The sequence below is a fragment of the Agromyces molybdatiresistens genome (genome assembly GCF_052748445.2).
This window is the reverse complement of the sequence record NZ_CM188258.1, coordinates 3,011,579-3,028,774: the sequence shown is the minus strand read 5'-3', so window position 1 is coordinate 3,028,774 and position 17,196 is coordinate 3,011,579. Positions and strand designations below refer to the sequence as shown.

Genomic DNA, 17,196 nt, shown 5'->3' with positions numbered 1-17,196 from the left:
CCGCGCCGGATTCACGGGCGTCGCACGGCGGCCACCCGGCCGGCGCCCGGGCGATCCCGCTAGGCTCCCGCCATGGCCGACGCCGCTGTTTGGCTGCCCTCCCTCGTCGTGTTCGGCACGGCCGCGGTCGCGTTCGTCGCGGGCGTGGTCGGGCTCCGACGGCTGGGGGAGCGACGCGAGGCCCGCGACGCCGATGCGGCCCGCGAGCTGGAGCGGACCGCGAAGGCCCGATTGGTCGGCGCCGACGAGGCCGTACGCGACGCGACGCAGGAGATCCGCTTCGCCGAGGCGCAGTTCGGGCCCGAGACGGCGCGCGAACTCGGCCAGGCGGTCGAGCGGGCCCGCGGATGGCTCCGCGAGGCGTTCCTCCTGCAGCAGCGGCTCGACGACGCCGAACCCGGCACCGCCGCCGAGCGCCGCGCGTGGAGCACGCGCATCGCGTCGCTCTGCGCGTCGGTCGAGGGCGCGCTCGCCGACGCCGGGTCGGTGCTCTCCGCGCGGCGCGCCGCCGAGCGCGGCGCGGTCGACGACGCCCCCGCCCTGCGCGAGCGCGAACGGCGCCTGGCCGCGAGGCGAGCAGATGCCGTGTCCGCCCTCGAACGGCTCGGCACCCGGTTCTCGGCATCGGCGCTGGCCGGCGCGCAGGGCGCGCTCCGCCGGGCCGACCACGACCTCGCCGCCGGGTCGGCGGCACTCGACGAGGCCGAGCAGCGGCTCGCGGACGCGCCGGGAGCGCCGGTCGCTGGGATCCTCGACCGGTCCGCGCACGCGCTGCAGCGCGCCGAGCGCGAACTCGACCGGGTGGAGCACGTCGAGCTCGAGCTCGCCCGGGCGGCGGAGGAGGCCGGCGCGGAGGCGGCGTCGCTCGACGAGGAGCTCGTGGCCGCGCGGCGCGAGCGCGATGCGGCCGCCGATGCCGACGTCGGCTCCGCGCTCGCCGTCGTGATCGGCGAGGTCTCCCCGCTGCTCGTCGGCCGCGAGGGCCGCGCCGCCGACCCGTTCTCCGAGCGCGACCGGCTGCGGGCCGCGCGCGACCGGCTCGAGGCGGCGCGCGCGACGGCCCGCCGCGCCCAGGACCGCCTCGACGGCGCCCGGGGCGCCCTGCCCGGGGCGATCGCCATCGCCGAGAGTCAGATCCGCGTGGCGGGTGAGGCGCTCGAACGCGCGCGGGCGTTCGCCGGCGCCGACGCGCGGACCCGGCTCGCCGAGGCGGAGCGGCAGCTCGGCATCGCGCGCCGCGAGCCCGACCCGGTGGCCGCCCTCGATGCGGCGCGGCGGGCCGCGTCGCGCGCGAGCGACGCCGAGGCCCTCGCGCACTACGCTGCGCTGCACCGCTGAGCGGCGCGCGGCGCGCCCGGCGCAGTGCGTCCGCCCGGGGCGACGACGCTACTTGGCGCCCGCGATGAGGATGTCGGCGCCCGAGGTGTACGACGCGTCGTCGGAGAGCAGGTAGGCGACGGCCCCGGCGATCTCGTGCGGCTCGCCCGGCCGCCCCATCGGGATGTTGCCCGCGCGCTCGTCGGGCGCGTTCGGCCGCCCCGCGGCCGCGTGGATCTCGGTGCGCGTCGTGCCCGGCGACACGGTGTTCAGGCGAACGCCGACGCGCGCGAACTCCTTCGCGAGCCCGACCGTCATGATGTTGAGCGCGGCCTTGCTCGCCGCGTAGGGGATGTAGGTGTTCGGCGCTCCGTGCGTCGCCGCGCCTGAGGAGATGTTCACGATCGACCCGCCGTCGCCGCCGTGGTCGGTCGCCATGTGCGCGATCGCCGACCGGCAGAGCACCATGGGTGCGAGCACGTTGATCCGGAACACGAGCTCCGACTCCTCGATCGATCCGTCGAGGAACGGCCCGATGAGGCCCGTGATGCCCGCGTTGTTCACGAGCCCCGTGACCCGGCCGAACCGGGCGACCGCTTCGGGGACGATCTCGGCCGCGCGGTCGAGGTCGGCGAGGTCGAGCTGGAGGAGCTCCACGCGCGCACCCGCCGCGCGGCATCCGTCGGCCACCGCCTCGGCCTCGTCGCGCCGCTCGCGGTAGGTGAGCACCAGGTCGTGGCCCTCGGCCGCGAGCCGCTCGGCGATCGCGCGGCCGATGCCGCGGCCGCCGCCGGTGATGATCGTCACGGGTCGCGCGTCGACATTCGAGGTCATGCACCCACCCTACGAGTGGGCCCGCCGGCGGCCATCGCGTAGCCTGACGCGGTGAGCGAGACCACCCAGCCCTCCACCGTCTCCGCCCCGCCCGCCGCGCAGGCGAAGTACCAGGTGCGCTTCGACCAGGGCGCCGACGGCGTGCGGCGGATCGCGCAGGGCGCGGACGTGCTCGTGTGGGTCGACCAGGTGACGGATGCCGCGCTCGCCGCGGACGACCCCGCCGCAGCGGCCCTCGTGCCTGACGCGGCCCTCGCCGATGCGCCCGGGACCGTGGTCGTCGCGGCCCTCGGCGACGCCGCGGCGGTCGCCGCCTGGATCCTCGCCGAGCAGGAGCGCCTCGGTCGCCGCGCATACCTCGCGATCGTGGCCGCCGGGCGGGCCGACGGCGGCTTCGCCGCCGACGACGTGCTCGCGGCCGGCGCGGTGATCGACGCGCTCACCGAGCTCGGCATCGACGACACCTCGCCCGAGGCGGCCGTCGCGTGCGCGTCCTACACCGGACTCCGGCGGGCGGTCGCGCACCTCGCCACGGCGTCGGTCGCCGGCCGAGAGGCGATCGCCGCGGGAGCCGAGGCCTCGGTGCTCCGCCGGGCCGCGAGCCGTGACGACGCCGCGACCGTGCGAGTGGTCAGGCGGCGCTGAGCGCGACCTTGCCCGACTTGCGCGCGCGATGCGCACGGACCTTCGCGCGGTTGCCGCAGCGCTGCATCGAGCACCACCGGCGGCTCGCCGCCCGGGAGGTGTCGAGGTAGACGATCCCGCAGCCGCCGGCGCAGATGCGCACGCGGCCGTGGTTCGCCTCGCCGAAGCAGTCGACCGCGTCGCGCGCGATCGTCGAGAGCGCCTGCCCGACGGTCTGCACCGAGCGCCCGGCCTGGCGCGAGCCGCCGGCGAGGGTCGGCGGGATGTCCGGGGTCGCGGCGTACAGGTTGACGACGTCGATGTCGGCCGTCGCGAGCTCCTCGCCGCGGCCCGCCGCGAGCGCCAGGCGAGCGATCGCGTCGCGCAGCGAGGAGGCGTCGAACAGGTCGCGCGAGCGCGCGGGCGCGACGGGCATCGGGAAGCGGTCGCGCATCCACGCGGTGAGGTCGTCGGGCGAGTTCAGCCGCGCGGGCGCGACGGCGACGACGACGGGGATCCCTCCGGTGTAGGCGAAGTCGAGCGCGAACGATCCGGAGTCGAACCACCATCGCCCGCTGTCGTCCGTGAACCACTGGCCGACGGGGATCGAGACGGTCGAGACGGGCACCGGACCAAACTACCCGTTCGCATGGCGCGCGTTCGCCATGCGTCGTGCGGCACGCGCGTCATGCGTCGTGCGGCACGCGCGTCATCGGTTGCATCATCGGTTGCGTCGTCGGGCACGGCGCCGGTCGGTGGGCGCTTCCGGCGGCCGCGTCAGTCGCCGGCCGCGCTCGCCGCGGCCCGGCGCATGGCCGTGGTGATCTCGCGGCGGTGCCACACGATGAGGTTGCGCCGGTCGAAGCCGCGGCGGCAGAGCCCGCAGCTGAGCGGCCGGCTCGGCTCCCGGTAGCGGTAGTGCTCGTGCCCGACCGGGCAGCGGCCGACCCATGGTGCGAGCTCGTCGGCGACGGCGCCGTCGTGCGTGCGCCGGCCGACGTAGCCGAGGTCGGCGGCGATGCTCGCCCACCGCGGGCCGTGCCCGGCGCGCGGGCCGGCGATCGCATGGGCGACCTCGTGCAGGAGGATCTGGTGGATCTCGTCGTCGTCGTAGCGGGCCGCGAGGTAGCGGGAGACCGAGATGCGCTTCTCGGTGTAGTTGCAGAGCCCGGCACGCTTCTTGGCGTTGTCGAAGCCGAAGCTCCACGCGTGCGGATCCAGGTGCAGGGCGATGAGCGCCTCCGCCCAGACCCGAACCCTCGCGAGATCCGCCATGCGATCGAGGATATCCCCGGGAGTACCGGCAGCGGCCGGATCCAGGGGTCCCCCGAACGGGGGACCGGCTCGAGGTCGACGCGACCGGGCCCGTCGGAGACCGGGCTCAGCCGGCGTCCTCGACGGGGATCCGTACGAGGCGGTCGTCCCCGTCGCGCGGCGTTCCCCGGCCGTCGGTGTTGCTCGTCAGCGCCCAGAGCTCGCCGTCCGGCCCCGGCACCACGTCGCGCATCCGCCCGAGCTCGCCGACGAAGGCGGCGTCCACGTCGCTCGGCGAGGTGATCGCGGGCGAGGCGAACCACAGCCGCTCACCGCGGAGCGCCGCGAGCACGATCGTGTCGCCCACGATCGCGATCCCCGACGGGCTCGCCTCGGAGGTCGGCCACTGCACGGCCGGGTCGCGGAACCGGTCGTCGCCCGCGCGCCCCTCCACGACGGGCCACCCGTAGTTCTCGCCGGGCTCGATGCGATTGAGCTCGTCCCACGTCCGCTGTCCGAACTCCGCCGCCCACATGCCGCCCGCGGCATCCCATGCCAGCCCCTGCGGGTTGCGATGGCCGAGGCTCCAGACGAGCGTGTCGAACGGGTTGCCCGGCGCCGCCCCGCCGTCGGGCGTCATCCGCAGGATCTTGCCGCCGAGCGAGTCCCGGTCCTGCGCGAGGTCGCCGTCACCGGCGTCGCCCGTCGTGGCGTAGAGGTAGCCGTCCGGCCCGACCGCCAGGCGCCCGCCGTTGTGCCGGCTGCCGCGGGGGATGCCGTCGAGCACGACCTCCGGTTCGCCGAGTCCCAGTTCGCCGGGTTCACCCGTGAGCGGCATCCGCACGATGCGGTTGTCGTCGTCGCTCGAGAAGTACGCGAAGACGGATGCCGCGTCGGCGCCGTCTCCCGGAAGGTGGGCGAGTCCGAGCAACCCGCCTTCGCCGCCCGCGACGACCCCCGGAACGACCGCGACCTCCCGGAGCCGGCCGTCGGCGAGCACCTCGACGATGCGACCCGCGTCGCGTTCGCTCACGAGCACGCCGCCGTCGGGCAGCCGCAGGATCGACCACGGAGCCTCGAGCCCGTCGGCGAGCGTCTCGGCCTCGCCGACGGGCCGCACCGCGGGCGGGGCGGACACCGCCGGCGGGGTGGTCTCGGACGAGCCCGGCGGGTTCACGACCGGACCGGAATCGGGCTCCGGCGCGCAGCCCGCCACGAGGATCGCGGTCGCGGCGAGCAGGGCGGTCGTCGCCGCGCGCACCCCCGGGCGCGCGCGCCGCGATCCCGTCGGTCCGAGCACCATCGGCGACCTCCTCCGGGTTCGCGCGTCGTCACGACCCCGCCCGCCCAGTCTGCGCGAGGGCGCGGGAGAATGGGAGCATGCAGCGCGCGATCGACCTCAACGCCGACCTCGGCGAGTCGTACGGCGCCTGGAGCATGGGCGACGACGAGGCCATGTTCGGCGTCGTCTCGAGCGCGAACGTCGCCTGCGGGTTCCACGCCGGCGACCCGCTGACGATGGTGCGCAGCGCGCGGCTCGCCGCCGCGCACGGGGTGGTGCTCGGAGCGCACCCGGGCTATCGCGACCGCGCCGGCTTCGGGCGGCGGGCCCTCGATGTCTCCGTTGACGAGCTTGCGGCCGAGCTCCTCTACCAGCTCGGCGCGCTCGACGGCATCGCGCGGACCGTCGGCGTGAGCGTCGCCTACGTCAAGGCGCACGGAGCGCTGTACCACCGCCTCGCGGCGGACCGGTCCGCCGCGGCCGCCGTGGCCGACGCGCTCGCCGCGGCCGCCCCGGGCGTGGTCGTGCTCGGGCCGCCCGAGAGCGAACTCGAGCGTGCGGCGTCGAGCGCCGGCATCCGCTACGCCCGCGAGGCGTTCATCGATCGCGGCTACCTCGCCGACGGCCGGCTCGTGCCGCGCGATCACCCCGACGCACTCGTGCACGACCCCGCGCGGGCCGCCGATCGCGCGCTCGAACTCGTCGAGACCGGCGGCATCGCCGCGGCCGACGGCGCCCGCGTCGAGCTCGCACCCGACTCGCTCTGCCTGCACGGCGACACCCCCGGATCGGTCGGCATCGCGCGCGCCGTGCGGGCGGCGCTCGCGACCGCCGGTCATGACGTGCGGCCCTTCGCATGAGCCGCGGCGAGCCGAGGCTGCTGCCGTCGGGGCACTCCGCGATCCTCGTGGAGTGCGACGACCTCGACGGGGTGCTCGCGCTGCACGATGCGCTCGCGCGGTCGGTGCCCGACGGCGTGGTCGAGCTCGTCCCCGCGGCGCGGACGTTGCTCGTCGCGGTCGACCCGGAGCGGCTGCCGCTCGAGTCGGCGGCGAACTGGATCCGCCGCGCGTGGCGCGCCGCGGCGGCGGGCGACGCGGCCGTCCGGGCCCAGGTTGCCGACGCCGCTGCCCGCGCTGCCGCCGCTGCCCGCGCCGCCGGCGCCGCCGGCGCCGCCGGCGCCGCCCGCGCGGCTGACGCTGCCGCCGCGGCCGACCTCGCCCGCGCGAACGGCGAGCCCGGTGCCAGCGTCCCGGCCCCCGGCACCGACGACCTCGTGCTCGACGTCGACTACCGCGGCGCCGACCTCGCCGACCTCGCCGCGCACCTCGGCGTGACGCCGGAGCACCTCGTGGCCCGGCACGTCGCGGCCCGGTGGCGCGTCGCGTTCATCGGCTTCGCGCCCGGCTTCGGCTACCTCGTCGCCGACGACTGGCCGTTCGACGTGCCCCGGCTCGACGTGGCGCGCACGCGCGTCCCGCCGGGGGCGGTCGGGCTGGCCGGGGCCTTCTCGGGGGCCTATCCCCGTGAGAGCCCGGGCGGCTGGCGCCTGATCGGGCGCACGGATGCCGCGCTGTGGGACCCCGACGCCGACCCGCCGGCACTCCTCGTGCCCGGGCGCGGCGTGCGCTTCCGGGAGGCCCGCGCATGACGCTGCTGCGCGTCGAGGCGACCGGCGGCCGGGTGCTCGTGCAGGACCTCGGCCGACCGGGCCTCGCGCACCTCGGCGTCGCCCCGTCCGGGGCGCTCGACCGCGGGGCGCTCGCGCTCGCGAACCGGCTCGTCGGCAACCCCGACGGACTCGCGGGGCTCGAGGTCGTGCTCGGCGGCTTGCGGTTCGCGCCCGACCGCGACCTCTGGTTCGCCGTGACCGGCGCGTGGGGCTCCGTGCGCGTCGCCGGCCGCGAGGTCGGGCCGTACCGGGCGGCGCGCGTGCGCGCGGGCGAGTCGGTCGAGCTCGGCGCCGCCGACCGCGGCCTGCGCTACCTCGTCGCTGTCCGCGGCGGGATCGACGAGCCGCCAGTCCTCGGGTCGCGCAGCCGCGACACGCTCGCCGGCATCGGGCCGGAACCCGTCGCCGCGGGGCGCGTGCTCGCCGTGGGGCTCGAGCCCGCGGCATCCGTGCCCCTGCTCGACGACGACGCCGCCTACCCGCCGCCGACCGGCGCGATCACGCTGCGCCTCCTCGCGGGGCCGCGGGCCGACTGGCTGACGGATGCCGCGCTCGCCGCGCTGCACGAGGCGCGCTGGCGCGTCTCGGCGTCGGCCGACCGGGTCGGTGCCCGGCTCGAGGGTCCGGCGCTCGAGCGGCGCATCGCGCACGAGCTCGTGAGCGAGCCGACCGTCGCGGGCGCGATCCAGGTCACGGGTGCGGGCGTGCCCACCGTGCTGCTCGCGGACCGGCCGGTGACCGGCGGCTACCCCGTCGTCGCGATCGTGGATCCCGCATCGCTCGACCGGCTCGCGCAGGTGCGGCCCGGGCAGGAGGTGCGCTTCCGCCACGCGTGATCCGGCGGCGGGCGCCGGCGCCTCCGACGCGGCGCCTACGGCTTCGCGAGGAAGACGGAGCGTGCCGGCGGCGGCGACGGCACCGCCGTGGCATCCGTCACCACGGGCGCGCCCGCGATGAACCGGGTCAGCTCGGCGCCCTCGACGAGCTTCGCCGGCGCCGGATCGCTCGCGAGCCGGCGGGGCATCGAGTCGAACGGCAGCGGCTCGTCGGAGGCGTACATGACGACGTTGCCGAATCGCCGGCCCTTCAGCATGCCGGTGTCGGCGGCGATCGCGACGTGCGCGTACACGTGCGCCAGGGTCGCCGCCTGCGCGCGCGCGAACGCCAGCCCGGCGCCGTCGGCGACGTTCACCGCGACGATGCCCCCGGGCGCGAGCCGCGGCGACACGAGCCCGTGGAACTCGGCGCTCGTCACGTGCGCGGGCGTTCGCGCACCGGAGAAGATGTCGACGACCGCGAGGTCGACCGCGCCGTCGAGCCCGGCCGGCAGCTTCGCGAGCACCTCGCGCGCGTCGCCGTGGCGCACGCGCACCTGCGCGCCGCGCGGGAACGGCAGGTTCGCCCGGACGAGGTCGACGAGGTCGGACTCCAGCTCGATCACCTGCTGCCGCGAGCCGGGCCGCGTCGCGATGACGTAGCGGGGCAGCGTGAACGCGCCGCCGCCGAGGTGCAGCGCGGTGACGGGCCGGCCCTGCTCGCGCACCAGGTCGATCGCGTGCCCGATGCGGCGCACGTACTCGAAGCCGAGCCACTCTGGTTGCTCGAGGTCGACGTGCGACTGCGGGGTGCCGTCGACCGTGAGCGTCCACGAGCCGGGGCGGGTGCGCGACTCCTCGAGTCGGGCGAGGTGTCCGCTCACGGAGAGGCGTCGTTCGAGTTCCGGCACGGATGCCACGCTACCCGCGCCGGCTCAGCACGCGCCCCACAGCACCACGTCGAGGCGTGCGCCCTGGAGGACCTCGGCGGGGAACGGGCCCGCCGCGCGGAGCCGTTCGATCACGCGCGGCGGGACCGACGGGCCGGCGACGATCACGGCGTTGCCCTCCTCGGAGCCGGCGAGCACCTCGGGCGGTCCCGCGACGAGCAGGTCGGCCGCGGGGTCGGCGCGCGCGATGCCCCGCGCCTGCGCGGCGAGGCGCGGCCCGCCCGCGGCGTCGGCCACGTTGACGACGAGGAGTCCCGTCGGCCCCAGCCGGCCGAGGCACGCCCCGAGGAACGCGGGGTCGTCGACGAATGCCGGAGCGTCGAGGCGCGAGTACAGGTCGACGATCACGAGGTCGAACCGCAGGCCGGCGTCGAGACGCGCGAGCGCGTCCCGAGCGTCGGCGACCATGAGCGAGACGCCCGATCCCTCGGGCAACGGCAGCCGCTCGGTGACGAGCGCCACGACCCGCGCGTCGGCGTCGACCACCACCTGCCGCGAGTCCGGCCGCGTCGCGGCGACGTACCGAGCGAGGCTCATGGCGCCGCCCCCGAGGTGCAGCACGGCGATCGGGGCACCGGGGTCGGCGACGGCGTCGATCACGTTGCCGATGCGCCGGACGTACTCGAAGAAGAGCCGCGTCGGCTGCTCGGCGTCGACGTGCGACTGCGCGGCGCCGTCGACGAGCAGCGTCCAGCCCGTCGACGAGAACACGTCGCGCTCGAACTCGATTGCGGGCGCCATGGGGGCATCGTCGCACGCGGGCGCGCACGATGGCCAGCGGGCGGGGACGGGCGCCGACGCCCGTCGATGGTCCGGCCGGATCGAGCGGATGGCGAGGGGCTGACGCTTCGTCCGACGACGACCTCAGACCGAGGCGGACACCCGACCGAGCGGCGACCGGATGGCGCGTGCCGCCTCGTCGGGCGAGATCGCACCGTGCAGGCGCAGCCACTCGATCGCGCGGCGACGGTCGTCGAGCAGGTGGGCGCGCTCATCGTCGGGGATCCCGTCGAGCGCGGCGCCGAGTCTCCGCTCGCGCTCCAGCCGGGCGGCGGTCGGCTCGTCCGCGTCGGTCCCGGTTCGCGCGGCGGTCCGGCCGGGCCCGACGGTCTCCAGCGCGCCGGTGCCCGGCCGTGCCGCGGCATCCGTCGCCCCTCGCCGCCGGGCCGCGGGCCGGCCGGTCACCCCGACCAGGGCGCCGAGCAGGGCGACGACGATCGCGAGGGCGAACCACGCCGGCCAACCCGGAACGTCCTGACGGATGCCGACGAGCCCGGTCCCCACGGCGATCAGCGCCGCGAGCACGGCCGTGATCGCGCCGATGCCGCCGGTGTCGGGCCGACCCCGCGCGGCCCTGACGAGCAGCACGACCTGCACCGCGCCCGCCACGAGGAGGGAGATCCCCGCGATCGGCACGGCGATCGACCCGTCGACGTCGCGGATGCCGAACGGGTCGCCGACGAGCGCCGTGAGACCCCAGGCGGGGGCGGCGATGACCGGGAGCGCGACGAGCGCGGCGATCACGATCCCTGCGCCGAGTGCGAGGCGGATGCCGCGGCGCTGGGCCAGCACGCCGGCGGCCGCGGGGCCGAGCGCGCGGAGCGCGTCGGGGTGGTCGCGGAGCACGTGCGCCTCGAGCTCGTCCCAGTCGACGCGTGCTCCGCGCGGCAGGGTGCGGACCCAGTCGGACGCGTTCGGCGTCCGCGAGGCTCGGCTCATGCGCCGGCGGCCGCGTTCGCGCCGGAACCGGGTCGCGTCTCCGACGGCGACGGCCACGCCTCGACGTCGGCGCGGGTCGCGGCATCCTCCGGCAGGGGCAGAGCCCCCCAGTCCTGCCCGCCTCGCACCCGGCCGAGCGACCGCGTGACCGCGCGCACGTCGTCGATGACGTGGGGGAGCAGGTCGGGCAGCGTCGGCTCGAGCGTCACGAGCACCATCGTGGTGTCGTCGGCGAAGCAGGCCTGCGTGCCGATGAGGTGCTCGGCGCGCGCCGCGGCGCCGACGCCGGCACCCGTGTCGGCGGCGCCGGGCAGCGCGTCGCCGTGCACCCATTCGACCCCAGGGCCGAGGCGCGCGCCCGCGACGTGCTCGGGGTGCGCCGCGCGGTTCGCCCGCAGCGCGTGGGCGATCGCGGCGCGGCCGGGCGAGGCGAGCACCGAGACGCGCACGGTGACGGGCATCGGCACCACGGCCGGCCAGTGCAGCAGCACGAGGTGGTCGTCGCCGCGACGGTCGAGCGCGTGCGCGAGCATCGACGGCACGAGGTCGGGCGACCCGCCGGGCCAGGCCGCGCCGAGCGCGAGCACCCGAGAGGACGTCGTGGCGACCCACGCGTCGCGGGACGCGGCATCCGTCACGGGCGGCACCTCGACCCAGCGCTCGCCGACGTCGGCGACGAGTTCGTCGGCGCTCACGCGCCCCCGCCCCCTGCCGGCGGGAGCCAGCGGAGGGTCGCCACGTGCGCGTCGATCGTGAAGCGCGTCGCCGCGAGCAGCGGGTCGTCATCGGGGGTCTCCGGCTCGTGCGGCAGCACGGCCGTGAGCAGCAGGGCGCGTCGCCGCCCGCTGCCCGGCACGGGCGTGAGGTAGCGGACGGTGGTCACGCCGATGCGCACGCCGTCCTCACTGCGAACCTCGCGCTCCTCGAGCCGGATGAAGCGCTTGTCCTCGCCGAGCGGGGTCGCGCCGCGCGCGATCAGGCCGGCCACGAACTCGTCGAGCGTCGCGCCGTCGAGGCCCGACTGCACGGACGCCGTGACCGAGGCGGGGACGAACGGCACGCCGTCGCCGCTCGAGGTCTGCAGCATGACCGCGACGCCGCCGCTCTGCCGCAGCCCCGTGAAGGCGTTGGTCACGGCCGCTCGGGCCGCCGCCCACAGGTCGGGACGGTGCGCGGCGGCGAACCGCGAGCGCAGGTCGGCGAGCAGTCGGTCGCGCGCCTCGTCGGTCGCATCGAGGCGCGACCAGCCTTCGGGCAGCATCATCGTGAACTCGGGGTCGCGGGCCGCACCCAGCGCCTCGCGCAGGCTTCCGGTCATCGAGCGAGCCTATCGATCCGCGCCGACGACGCCGTCGTACAGGCTGCTCCAGAGCCCCTGGCCGGTGCCCCACGAGAGACCCGTGTTCACACGGCCGAGCTGCGTCCAGATGGTGCCGATGACGATGTCGGCGGGCGCGCCCGAGGCGGCCGCCGAGGCGGCCTTTCCGGTGAACAGCCGGGCGAGCGAGTCGACGAGGCGCCCGTCGGTGCCGTGGTTGCGGACGAGGTGCGAGAGGCCGTTCCGGATGCCCACGACGCCGGAGCCCGAGAACCGGAACGCGGCGGTCCCCGAACCGAAGACCGTCGAGATCTCGGTGCGGATGGCGCTGCGCCCCGCTCCGGTGAGGAGCCCGCCGAGCACCGAGTCGGCGAACTTCGCCGACCCGAGCTTGCCGAGGCTGCCGAACGGGATGACCGCGATGCCGGCGAGGATCACCTCCTTCCAGCCCGTGTCGCCCCTCGCCTTCTGGTAGACGGTGAGCACGAGCGTCGCGATCGAGACGATCGCCGCGAGGGCGGCCACGAGCGGGCCGCCGACGATGATCGCCGCGATCGTGAGCACGATGCCCACGATCTTCAGGACCTCGAGCGTGCCCGCGACGAACCCGTCGACCCGGTCCCAGAACCCGTCCTCGATGCGGCCGTCGAGCACCTCGCCGACGTTCGCGGCGGCGTGCTCGAACGCCTCCTCCCAGGTGTCGACGTCGCGGTCGAAGAGCTCGGCCTCGTCCTCCCACGCGTCGTATGCCGCCTGCCGAGCGCGATCCTGCGCCGCGGCCGCCGACGCCTCGTCGCCCTCCGGGTCGCTCGGGGTCAGGTACGGCGGGCGCTCGCCCTCGAGGAAGCCGGGCGTGGCGAGGTAGTCCTGCCAGAGCTCGTCGCACGTCTCGGCGCGCCGGTCGATCCGGGGCTGGACCTCGGCGAGCGCCTCGCCGTAGGCCCGCACGACGGGGCCCGTCGGCCGGTACATCTCGCCGGCCCGTCGGAGCTCCTCGTGCACGTCGCCGACGACGTCGCGGAGCTCGGCCATCGCGAGCCCGCGCTGCCCGGCGGCGCCGTCCGCGATCGCTCGGAGCGTGGCCGCGCTCTCGATCATGTCCGTGCCGAGCTGCTCGATCTCCGAGCCGCGGCGGATGATGGTCGACGGCGTGCCTTCGAGGCGGCGGATGGTCCGGCCGCGTGGCGAGGTGGGGTGCATGGCGGGTCCTTCCGGGGCGGGTCCGGGTCAGTCCTGTTCGAACCCGGCGGCCGTCTCGCGGTCCCAGGCGCGGAATCCCTCGAGCACGCCGTGCACGTGCTCCTGCACGCCGGCGACGTCCTCGGCGAGGTTCGCACGGCGGTTGTTCCAGCGGTCCTCGAAGTCCTCGACGGCCTCCCGGAGGTCGTTCCGGCCGAACGGATCGCCGATGGCGTCCTCGAGGACGTCGGCCCGCGACTCGGCCTGCTGCAGCTCGGCCGTGATGGACTGCAGCTTCGCATCCAGTTCGGCGAGCTCCCGGTAGCTCACGACGACGTCGGTCATGCCGGCTCCTTCCCGTCCGCGGGTCACGGTATCGGGGGAGCGGGGCCGGGCTCCATGGGGAGCGATCCCCATGCGGGTCGAGGCGGCACGATCGCCGCGGCGAGCGGATGTCGCGGGCTCCAGGGAGTGCCGAATGGCGCCTCCACCGGGGCGTCCTCCCGCGGTTCGCGCGGGTTATACCCGAGATGCGCAGACAAATCAAGAATCCAACTGGACACGGCGCGTCATCCGGTCTATGCTTGACCTTTGCGCTCCCAGACCCACTATGCCTTCATATTGCGGTCGGCTTCTGCGTGCCGGGTCTCCCGGCATCCGCACCACGTCTGAGGGGTCAACTCCACCACCACCGACAGTGAACCGGCTCCGAGAGGGGCCATGGAGGTCATTTCCTTGGCTGCTGCGCGCAACGCATCCACGCCCACCCCCAAGAACGGACGCGGTGCAAGCCGCCTCTCGTTCGCGAAGGTCACAGACACCCTCACCGTACCCGATCTCCTCGCCCTGCAGACCGAGAGCTTCGACTGGCTCGTCGGCAACGAGGCGTGGCGGGCCCGCGTCGAGGAGGCCGTCGAGTCCGGCCGTCAGGACCTTCCCGAGGCCACCGGCCTTGAGGAGATCTTCGAGGAGATCTCGCCCATCGAGGACCTCGGCGAGACCATGCAGCTCTCGTTCTCCAACCCCGAGCTCGAGCCGCCGAAGTACACCATCGACGAGTGCAAGGAGAAGGGCAAGACCTACTCCGCTCCGCTGTACGTCAATGCGGAGTTCATGAACCACCTCACCGGTGAGATCAAGACCCAGACGGTCTTCATGGGCGACTTCCCGCTCATGACCCCCAAGGGCACGTTCGTCATCAACGGCACCGAGCGCGTCGTCGTCTCGCAGCTCGTCCGTTCGCCCGGCGTCTACTTCGAGCGCACGCCCGACAAGACCTCCGACAAGGACATCTACTCGGCGCGCGTCATCCCGAGCCGCGGTGCGTGGCTCGAGTTCGAGGTCGACAAGCGCGACCAGGTCGGCGTGCGCATCGACCGCAAGCGCAAGCAGTCGGTCACCGTCTTCCTGAAGGCGCTCGGCCTCACCTCGGAGGAGATCCTCGAGGAGTTCGCCGGCTACGAGTCCATCGCGCTCACCCTCGAGAAGGACAACATCCTCACGAAGGAGGAGGCGCTCAAGGACATCTACCGCAAGCTCCGTCCGGGCGAGCAGGTCGCGGCCGAGGCTGCGCGTGCGCTCCTCGACAACTTCTACTTCAACCCGAAGCGCTACGACCTCGCCAAGGTCGGCCGGTACAAGATCAACAACAAGCTCGGCCTCGAGGCGCCGCTCACCGACTCGGTGCTGACGGTCCAGGACATCGTCGCCACGATCAAGTACCTCGTCGCCCTGCACGAGGACCGCCCGACCCTGCCCGGCCGCCGCGGCGGCAAGGCGGTCGACATCCGCCTCGACGTCGACGACATCGACAACTTCGGCAACCGCCGCATCCGCGCGGTCGGCGAGCTGATCCAGAACCAGGTCCGCACGGGCCTCTCCCGCATGGAGCGCGTGGTCCGCGAGCGCATGACCACGCAGGACATCGAGGCGATCACGCCGCAGACCCTGATCAACGTCCGCCCCGTCGTGGCCGCGATCAAGGAGTTCTTCGGGACCTCGCAGCTCTCGCAGTTCATGGACCAGAACAACCCGCTGGCCGGCCTCACGCACAAGCGCCGCCTCTCGGCGCTCGGCCCCGGCGGCCTCTCGCGCGACCGCGCGGGCGTCGAGGTCCGCGACGTGCACCCCTCGCACTACGGCCGCATGTGCCCGATCGAGACGCCGGAAGGCCCGAACATCGGCCTCATCGGCTCGCTCGCGTCGTTCGCGCGCATCAACTCGTTCGGCTTCATCGAGACCCCCTACCGCAAGGTCGAGGGCGGCAAGGTGACCGACCGGATCGACTACCTCACCGCGATGGAGGAGGACGACTACATCGTCGCCCAGGCCAACGCGCCGCTCGACGGCAAGGGCCACTTCATCGAGGAGCGCGTGCTCGCCCGCCGGAAGGGCGGCGAGGTCGACCTGTTCCCGGCCGACGAGATCGGCTACATGGACGTCTCGCCGCGCCAGATGGTGTCGGTCGGCACGTCGCTCATCCCGTTCCTCGAGCACGACGACGCGAACCGCGCCCTCATGGGTGCGAACATGCAGCGCCAGGCGGTGCCGCTGCTGCGCAGCGACTCGCCGTTCGTCGGCACGGGCATGGAGGGCTACGCCGCGATCGACGCCGGTGACGTCATCACCGCCGACCGTGCGGGCGTCGTCACCGAGGTCTCGGCCGACGCGGTCACGCTGCAGCTCGACGAGGGCGGCACGCAGACCTACTACCTGCGCAAGTTCGACCGCTCGAACCAGGGCACGTCGTACAACAACCGCGTCGTCGTCTCCGCGGGCGACCGCGTCGAGGTCGGCGAGGTCATCGCCGACGGTCCCGCGACCGACAACGGCGAGCTCGCGCTCGGCAAGAACCTCCTCGTGGCGTTCATGCCGTGGGAGGGCCACAACTTCGAGGACGCGATCATCCTCAGCCAGAACCTGGTGAAGGACGACGTCCTCTCCTCGATCCACATCGAGGAGTACGAGGTCGACGCCCGCGACACCAAGCTCGGCAAGGAGGAGATCACCCGCGACCTCCCGAACGTGAGCCCCGACCTGCTCGCCGACCTCGACGAGCGCGGCATCATCCGCATCGGCGCCGAGGTCCGCCCCGGCGACATCCTGGTCGGCAAGGTCACGCCGAAGGGCGAGACCGAGCTCTCCGCCGAGGAGCGCCTGCTCCGCGCGATCTTCAACGAGAAGAGCCGCGAGGTCCGCGACACGTCGCTCAAGGTCCCCCACGGCGAGCAGGGCACGATCATCGGTGTCAAGGTGTTCGACGCGCAGGACGGCGACGACGAGCTCGGCTCGGGCGTCAACCAGCGCGTGGTCGTCTACATCGCCCAGAAGCGCAAGATCACCGAGGGCGACAAGCTCGCCGGCCGTCACGGCAACAAGGGCGTCATCTCGAAGATCCTGCCGGTCGAGGACATGCCGTTCCTCGCCGACGGCACGCCGGTCGACGTCATCCTCAACCCGCTCGGCATCCCCGGCCGGATGAACTTCGGCCAGGTGCTCGAGACCCACCTCGGCTGGGTCGCCAAGCAGGGCTGGAAGGTCGACGGCAACCCCGAGTGGGCCAAGCGCCTGCCCGAGGTCGCCCGCGAGGCCGAGCCCGGCACCAAGGTGGCCACGCCCGTGTTCGACGGCGCGCTGGAGGAGGAGATCGCGGGTCTGCTCGACTCGACGCTCCCCAACCGCGACGGCGAGCGGCTCATCGACTCCAGCGGCAAGACGCAGCTGTTCGACGGCCGTTCGGGCGAGCCGTTCCCGTACCCCGTGTCCGTGGGCTACATGTACATCCTGAAGCTGCACCACCTGGTCGACGACAAGATCCACGCCCGCTCGACCGGCCCGTACTCGATGATCACCCAGCAGCCGCTGGGTGGAAAGGCGCAGTTCGGCGGCCAGCGCTTCGGCGAGATGGAGGTGTGGGCGCTCGAGGCCTACGGCGCCGCGTACGCCCTGCAGGAGCTCCTCACGATCAAGTCCGACGACATCCTCGGCCGCGTCAAGGTGTACGAGGCCATCGTCAAGGGCGAGAACATCCAGGAGCCCGGCATCCCCGAGTCCTTCAAGGTGCTCATGAAGGAGATGCAGTCGCTGTGCCTGAACGTCGAGGTCCTCTCGGCCGACGGCACCGCGGTGAGCCTCCGCGACACCGATGACGAGGCCTTCCGCGCAGCGGAGGAGCTCGGCATCAACATCTCCGCGCGCTTCGAGTCGTCGAACATCGACGAGATCTGATCCGC

Annotated in this window: 17 protein-coding genes; 6 read left to right on the top strand and 11 right to left on the bottom strand. The window is 74.5% G+C overall.

The window, feature by feature from the left end:
* Window positions 1-72 precede the first annotated feature (72 nt).
* Entirely contained in the window at window positions 73-1,338 is a 1,266-nt protein-coding gene (locus ACULK2_RS13975; protein ID WP_445968453.1) for a hypothetical protein, read from the top strand.
* A gap of 48 nt (window positions 1,339-1,386) precedes the next feature.
* Here ACULK2_RS13975 and ACULK2_RS13970 read toward each other — a convergent pair whose 3' ends face one another.
* Entirely contained in the window at window positions 1,387-2,151 is a 765-nt protein-coding gene (locus ACULK2_RS13970) for an SDR family NAD(P)-dependent oxidoreductase (protein WP_445968452.1), read from the bottom strand.
* A gap of 51 nt (window positions 2,152-2,202) precedes the next feature.
* On the opposite strand from ACULK2_RS13970, the gene ACULK2_RS13965 reads away from it, so the two are divergent.
* On the top strand, window positions 2,203-2,796 hold the full coding sequence (locus tag ACULK2_RS13965) for a 2-phosphosulfolactate phosphatase (RefSeq protein ID WP_445968451.1): 594 nt from the start codon (window positions 2,203-2,205) through the stop codon (window positions 2,794-2,796).
* Here ACULK2_RS13965 and ACULK2_RS13960 read toward each other — a convergent pair.
* The 3 genes from ACULK2_RS13960 to ACULK2_RS13950 form a co-directional block, all read right to left on the bottom strand.
* A complete protein-coding gene (locus ACULK2_RS13960; protein WP_445968450.1) occupies window positions 2,783-3,403 on the bottom strand; it encodes a CGNR zinc finger domain-containing protein in 621 nt (206 codons plus the stop codon). The genes ACULK2_RS13965 and ACULK2_RS13960 overlap by 14 nt on opposite strands.
* Before the next feature lie 149 nt (window positions 3,404-3,552).
* Window positions 3,553-4,050 (bottom strand): SprT-like domain-containing protein, encoded by a 498-nt coding sequence (locus ACULK2_RS13955; protein ID WP_445968449.1) that lies wholly within the window; start codon window positions 4,048-4,050, stop codon window positions 3,553-3,555.
* A gap of 106 nt (window positions 4,051-4,156) precedes the next feature.
* Complete coding sequence (locus ACULK2_RS13950; protein ID WP_445968448.1) at window positions 4,157-5,332, bottom strand: PQQ-dependent sugar dehydrogenase; 1,176 nt, start codon at window positions 5,330-5,332, stop codon at window positions 4,157-4,159.
* 77 nt (window positions 5,333-5,409) lie between these two features.
* Between ACULK2_RS13950 and ACULK2_RS13945 the strand changes: the two genes are divergently transcribed.
* Genes ACULK2_RS13945 through ACULK2_RS13935 form a run of 3 tightly spaced genes read left to right on the top strand, consistent with a single transcriptional unit; the run spans window position 5,410 to window position 7,819 of the window.
* Window positions 5,410-6,171: a LamB/YcsF family protein gene (locus tag ACULK2_RS13945; protein ID WP_445968447.1), complete on the top strand. Its 762-nt coding sequence runs from the start codon at window positions 5,410-5,412 to the stop codon at window positions 6,169-6,171.
* Window positions 6,168-6,962 (top strand): 5-oxoprolinase subunit B family protein, encoded by a 795-nt coding sequence (locus ACULK2_RS13940; protein ID WP_445968446.1) that lies wholly within the window; start codon window positions 6,168-6,170, stop codon window positions 6,960-6,962. The genes ACULK2_RS13945 and ACULK2_RS13940 overlap by 4 nt, the downstream gene beginning before the upstream one ends.
* A complete protein-coding gene (locus ACULK2_RS13935; protein WP_445968445.1) occupies window positions 6,959-7,819 on the top strand; it encodes a 5-oxoprolinase subunit C family protein in 861 nt (286 codons plus the stop codon). The genes ACULK2_RS13940 and ACULK2_RS13935 overlap by 4 nt, the downstream gene beginning before the upstream one ends.
* A 35-nt stretch (window positions 7,820-7,854) precedes the next feature.
* On the opposite strand, the gene ACULK2_RS13930 is transcribed toward ACULK2_RS13935, so the two are convergent.
* From ACULK2_RS13930 to ACULK2_RS13900, 7 genes are all read right to left on the bottom strand, one after another.
* On the bottom strand, window positions 7,855-8,709 hold the full coding sequence (locus tag ACULK2_RS13930) for a spermidine synthase (RefSeq protein WP_445968444.1): 855 nt from the start codon (window positions 8,707-8,709) through the stop codon (window positions 7,855-7,857).
* 24 nt (window positions 8,710-8,733) lie between these two features.
* On the bottom strand, window positions 8,734-9,489 hold the full coding sequence (locus tag ACULK2_RS13925; RefSeq protein ID WP_445968443.1) for a spermidine synthase: 756 nt from the start codon (window positions 9,487-9,489) through the stop codon (window positions 8,734-8,736).
* A 123-nt stretch (window positions 9,490-9,612) separates the two neighbouring features.
* Complete coding sequence (locus ACULK2_RS13920) at window positions 9,613-10,467, bottom strand: hypothetical protein (RefSeq protein WP_445968442.1); 855 nt, start codon at window positions 10,465-10,467, stop codon at window positions 9,613-9,615.
* On the bottom strand, window positions 10,464-11,162 hold the full coding sequence (locus tag ACULK2_RS13915; protein ID WP_445968441.1) for a hypothetical protein: 699 nt from the start codon (window positions 11,160-11,162) through the stop codon (window positions 10,464-10,466). The genes ACULK2_RS13920 and ACULK2_RS13915 overlap by 4 nt, the downstream gene beginning before the upstream one ends.
* A complete protein-coding gene (locus tag ACULK2_RS13910; RefSeq protein ID WP_445968440.1) occupies window positions 11,159-11,785 on the bottom strand; it encodes an NUDIX hydrolase in 627 nt (208 codons plus the stop codon). The genes ACULK2_RS13915 and ACULK2_RS13910 overlap by 4 nt, the downstream gene beginning before the upstream one ends.
* Before the next feature lie 9 nt (window positions 11,786-11,794).
* Window positions 11,795-12,985, bottom strand: a complete 1,191-nt coding sequence (locus tag ACULK2_RS13905) for a hypothetical protein (RefSeq protein ID WP_445968439.1) — start codon at window positions 12,983-12,985, stop codon at window positions 11,795-11,797.
* Window positions 12,986-13,012: 27 nt separating this feature from the next.
* On the bottom strand, window positions 13,013-13,309 hold the full coding sequence (locus ACULK2_RS13900) for a hypothetical protein (protein ID WP_445968438.1): 297 nt from the start codon (window positions 13,307-13,309) through the stop codon (window positions 13,013-13,015).
* Window positions 13,310-13,699: 390 nt separating this feature from the next.
* Here ACULK2_RS13900 and rpoB point away from each other — a divergent pair, with 390 nt between their 5' ends.
* Window positions 13,700-17,191: a DNA-directed RNA polymerase subunit beta gene (gene rpoB, locus ACULK2_RS13895; RefSeq protein ID WP_445968437.1), complete on the top strand. Its 3,492-nt coding sequence runs from the start codon at window positions 13,700-13,702 to the stop codon at window positions 17,189-17,191.
* Window positions 17,192-17,196 lie beyond the last annotated feature (5 nt).

Bases quoted from the DNA above. Each gene is read 5' to 3' on its own strand.
- ACULK2_RS13975 (WP_445968453.1), top strand. From the start codon at position 73: ATGGCCGACGCCGCTGTTTGGCTGCCCTCCCTCGTCGTGTTCGGCACG.
- ACULK2_RS13970 (WP_445968452.1), bottom strand. From the start codon at position 2,151: ATGACCTCGAATGTCGACGCGCGACCCGTGACGATCATCACCGGCGGC.
- ACULK2_RS13955 (WP_445968449.1), bottom strand. From the start codon at position 4,050: ATGGCGGATCTCGCGAGGGTTCGGGTCTGGGCGGAGGCGCTCATCGCC.
- ACULK2_RS13950 (WP_445968448.1), bottom strand. From the start codon at position 5,332: ATGGTGCTCGGACCGACGGGATCGCGGCGCGCGCGCCCGGGGGTGCGC.
- ACULK2_RS13945 (WP_445968447.1), top strand. From the start codon at position 5,410: ATGCAGCGCGCGATCGACCTCAACGCCGACCTCGGCGAGTCGTACGGC.
- ACULK2_RS13940 (WP_445968446.1), top strand. From the start codon at position 6,168: ATGAGCCGCGGCGAGCCGAGGCTGCTGCCGTCGGGGCACTCCGCGATC.
- ACULK2_RS13935 (WP_445968445.1), top strand. From the start codon at position 6,959: ATGACGCTGCTGCGCGTCGAGGCGACCGGCGGCCGGGTGCTCGTGCAG.
- ACULK2_RS13925 (WP_445968443.1), bottom strand. From the start codon at position 9,489: ATGGCGCCCGCAATCGAGTTCGAGCGCGACGTGTTCTCGTCGACGGGC.
- ACULK2_RS13920 (WP_445968442.1), bottom strand. From the start codon at position 10,467: ATGAGCCGAGCCTCGCGGACGCCGAACGCGTCCGACTGGGTCCGCACC.
- ACULK2_RS13910 (WP_445968440.1), bottom strand. From the start codon at position 11,785: ATGACCGGAAGCCTGCGCGAGGCGCTGGGTGCGGCCCGCGACCCCGAG.
- ACULK2_RS13905 (WP_445968439.1), bottom strand. From the start codon at position 12,985: ATGCACCCCACCTCGCCACGCGGCCGGACCATCCGCCGCCTCGAAGGC.
- ACULK2_RS13900 (WP_445968438.1), bottom strand. From the start codon at position 13,309: ATGACCGACGTCGTCGTGAGCTACCGGGAGCTCGCCGAACTGGATGCG.